The organism is Nocardioides sp. CPCC 206348, assembly GCF_048654705.1.
GTDB lineage: Bacteria > Actinomycetota > Actinomycetes > Propionibacteriales > Nocardioidaceae > Nocardioides.
In genome coordinates this window covers 4,983-8,036 of record NZ_JBMCZA010000109.1, presented here as the reverse complement: position 1 = coordinate 8,036, position 3,054 = coordinate 4,983, and the positions used below count along the sequence as shown (strand labels likewise).

The 3,054-nt window shown below is 69.3% G+C and carries 5 protein-coding genes; 1 reads left to right on the top strand and 4 read right to left on the bottom strand.

Translation table 11 applies throughout. The features are described from left to right. The 4 genes from ACOADB_RS06135 to ACOADB_RS06120 all read right to left on the bottom strand — a co-directional run. Positions 1–998 (bottom strand): NAD(P)/FAD-dependent oxidoreductase (locus ACOADB_RS06135; protein WP_378597067.1); only part of this gene is annotated, 998 nt, incomplete at its 3' end. A gap of 143 nt (positions 999–1,141) precedes the next feature. Then, a complete protein-coding gene (locus ACOADB_RS06130) occupies positions 1,142–1,330 on the bottom strand; it encodes a CsbD family protein (protein ID WP_378597066.1) in 189 nt (62 codons plus the stop codon). 76 nt (positions 1,331–1,406) lie between these two features. Beyond that, positions 1,407–1,613 (bottom strand): CDGSH iron-sulfur domain-containing protein, encoded by a 207-nt coding sequence (locus ACOADB_RS06125; RefSeq protein ID WP_378597065.1) that lies wholly within the window; start codon positions 1,611–1,613, stop codon positions 1,407–1,409. Further along, positions 1,610–2,566, bottom strand: coding sequence for an iron-containing redox enzyme family protein (locus ACOADB_RS06120; RefSeq protein ID WP_378597064.1), 957 nt, complete (start codon positions 2,564–2,566; stop codon positions 1,610–1,612). The genes ACOADB_RS06125 and ACOADB_RS06120 overlap by 4 nt, the downstream gene beginning before the upstream one ends. 143 nt (positions 2,567–2,709) lie before the next feature. Here ACOADB_RS06120 and ACOADB_RS06115 point away from each other — a divergent pair, with 143 nt between their 5' ends. Further along, entirely contained in the window at positions 2,710–2,991 is a 282-nt protein-coding gene (locus tag ACOADB_RS06115; RefSeq protein WP_378597063.1) for a hypothetical protein, read from the top strand. The last annotated feature ends 63 nt before the right edge of the window (positions 2,992–3,054 follow it).

Genomic DNA, 3,054 nt, shown 5'->3' with positions numbered 1-3,054 from the left:
CCGTCCGGGGTGTCGTAGTCCTGGGCGGCCCACGACGCCGTCCAGCGCGGGTTCTGGAAGCGCTCGTCGGCCCACTGCTGGAGGTCTGCCAGCCGTCCGGGGGCGGCATCACCGCCGGGGGAGAAGGGTGCCCCGGTCACGATCAGCTGATCCGGGCTGCCGGGCCCGGAGATCCGCACCGAGCGCACGTCCTTGCCCACGCTGTTGTACATCGCGGGCACGGACCCCGGCGGTGCATCGGCCACCAGGACGAACTCGCGGCGCGGACGCAGGTGCGGGAACAGGAGCGCGCGATCGAAGATCGGGAACTGGGTGGTGACCACGACATGTCCGGCGCTGACCACCGGCCCGCCTTCGGTGCGGATGCGGTGCGGCGTGCCCTCGTCCAGGCCCGTCACGGTCGTGTCCTCGTAGATCCGGCCCCCGTTCTGGACCAGGTCGGCAGCGAGGGCGGCGACATAGCGTTGCGGGTCGAGGGCGATCTGCCCGGCAACGACCGCTGCGCCCGTGGTCGGGAAGGGCAGGCCGGTCTTGAGCGTGAGGCGCATGTCGATGCCGGCAGCCCGTGCTGCCTCCACCTCGGCCGTCAGCGCCGGCAGCGCGGCCTCGTCCTCCGCGAACAGGTAGGCGGGCTGGCGGGTGAGGGCACCGTCGATCTTGAGGCGATGCACGATCGCGGCGAGGTGCTGCAGTGCGAGCAGCTGGCTCTCGGCATACCTTGCGGACGCTCGCGCGCCGAGCCTGCGTTCGAGGGCTGAGTACCTGACGCCCTGTACGGCAGTGACCTTGCCGGTGGAGTGTCCGGTGACGCCGCAGCCGACCTGGGAGCTGTCGAGAAGCGCCACCTGGTGACCGGCACGGCTGAGCTCCCAGGCCACGCTCACCCCGGCGATGCCTGCGCCCACGACGACGACATCGACGACGAGGTCCTCGTCCAGTCTCGGATGGACCGGCCTGACAACGGGCATCCAGATGCTGGAAGCGATGTCGCTCGACATGGGTTCTCCTCCGGTGGGCGGCGCACCTCAGGTACCCCCTTCCGTGGGGGTCATCCGCCCTTGCTGCGGGGTACGACGCCTCGACACGCCAGCGCCGCACGACCGGGTGGTCGTGCGGCGCTGTCAGACGAGGTCAGGCGAGGTCAGATCTTGTCGACCTTCTCGCCGATCTTGTCCTTGAGGCTCTCGACCTTGTCCTTGAGTCCGGACTTGGCCTGGTCGTGCTCGCCTTCCGCCTTCAGCTCGTCATCACCGGTGACGGCGCCGGTGGCTTCCTTGGCCCGCCCCTTGAGGTCTTCGGCCTTGTTGCTGATCTTGTCGTCAAGTCCCACGATTCCTCCTTGTTGATGGGGTGTTTCTCTGTCCGTACCCGAATGCCCGCGGGGCATCCGGTCCGTTCGCGACCGCTCACGGTCGGGCGTCGGCCGGCAGGCTCTTGTGGGTGCCGTCGCACCAGGGCTGGATGGAGGACTTGCCGCACCGGCAGATGGCGCTGACGGGCCGGCGCGTCTCGTGCACGCCGCCGTCCGCAGCCTCCACGACGTGGGCGCCCCGCAGGAGCAGGGGGCCTCCGGGGCACAGGACCACGTCGGGCGCGGAGGACTCGGCGCTCATGCCGTTGCCTCCCAACGGTCCAGGAAGTGCTGGGCTGTACGGGCCTCGAGGTCGAGGCAGGTGAAGGCCCCGAAGAAGACGTCCTGGGTGGCGTGGGGCTCATCGTCGATGAATGCCCGGCACACCGATCGCACGGCCAGTTGTTCGTGTACGGCGTCCGCCTCGACATGCTCGTCGTAGTACTTCGCCATCTCGTCGGGCAGCTCGAGGCGGCGCAGGCCCGCCGCCATCTGCTGCGACGGCAGCGAGCTCGAGGCCTCGAACCCGGCCAGGTGGCCCAGCGCTGCGCCGGCCAGCCGCCGCTGCATGCCGAAGAGCGACATCGCCGTGTTCTGCTCGAGCACCTCGGCGGGGACGTCGTTGATGTAGTGACCGGGTTCGGCGTTCAGCCCGCTGGCCTCCATGCCTGCCGCAAACACTTGGGAGTGCATCGCGTCGGGGTCGCCCGCCCCGTACTCGTCGTACTGCAGCTCGACCAGGGCGGCCTTGGCCCGCCCGGCCAGGTGGGGAATCACCCACGTCGTGGGGTCGGCTTCCTTGAGCTGATAGATCGAGCGGGCCTGCATGAGCTCCAGCGCCTGTTCCCTGTCGGCCTTGCGAAGGATGAAGCCGGCCAGCGAGGGCCCGTCATGAGCGGCCACGAAGTCGAAGAACTGTTCGGCGAAGTCGTCCTCGAGCTCGACGTCGGTCCACCGTGATCGCAGCCGCGCCTCCAGGGCTGACTCGAGCTGGTGTCGTACGGCGAGCACGAACGGATCACCTTCGTGGTCGCCGTCGGTGTCCTCGAACCCGCGATAGCTCAGCTCCTGCAACGCCCACAGGGTGATGAGCTCGTCGTCCGTGCTGTCCGCCACCGGCGATGTGGGCGACCGTTCGCCGGGTGCTGGTTCCGGGGAACGCAGGTGCTCGAAGACTGCCGCGCTCATGGTTCCACGGGGCTTGGGCAGCAGCATCTTCTCTCCTCGGTCCACCTGACGGGTCGTCCACGCAGTACCCGGCCGGGGCTTCGCCATGCGCCGAGGCCACGAGGGGCGGATTCGATCGAGGCGTTCGGGTACGGCGCTGACAAGGACCCTTTCGACGAATGGAGAGAACGATGAGCGAGACCACCCCGGAACCCACGGACACCACGCGCGCCCCCGAGGAGGGGGACACGGTCGAGGAGTCCTTCGACCGCGACGACCTGGTCAACGGACCCGACGACGTGGTGCACAACAGCGACGCCCCGGAGCCGGGTGCCGAGCCGGATGCCGAGCCGGATGCCGAGTCGGACCCGGCCCTGGACGACGGCACGTCAGCCGACTGGACCGACGAGGGCGGGGCGACCGAGAACGGTCCTGCCACCGACACGCATGGCGAGGAGACCGCTGGTTCCTAGTCCTTGACCTCAGTCGTCGCCGCGGTGCCTGGACAGCAACGGCGTGCCGGCCCAGAGCAGGCA

Coding starts and splice junctions, on each gene's coding strand:
- ACOADB_RS06120 (WP_378597064.1), bottom strand. CDS start 2,566: ATGCTGCTGCCCAAGCCCCGTGGAACCATGAGCGCGGCAGTCTTCGAG.
- ACOADB_RS06115 (WP_378597063.1), top strand. CDS start 2,710: ATGAGCGAGACCACCCCGGAACCCACGGACACCACGCGCGCCCCCGAG.
- ACOADB_RS06125 (WP_378597065.1), bottom strand. CDS start 1,613: ATGAGCGCCGAGTCCTCCGCGCCCGACGTGGTCCTGTGCCCCGGAGGC.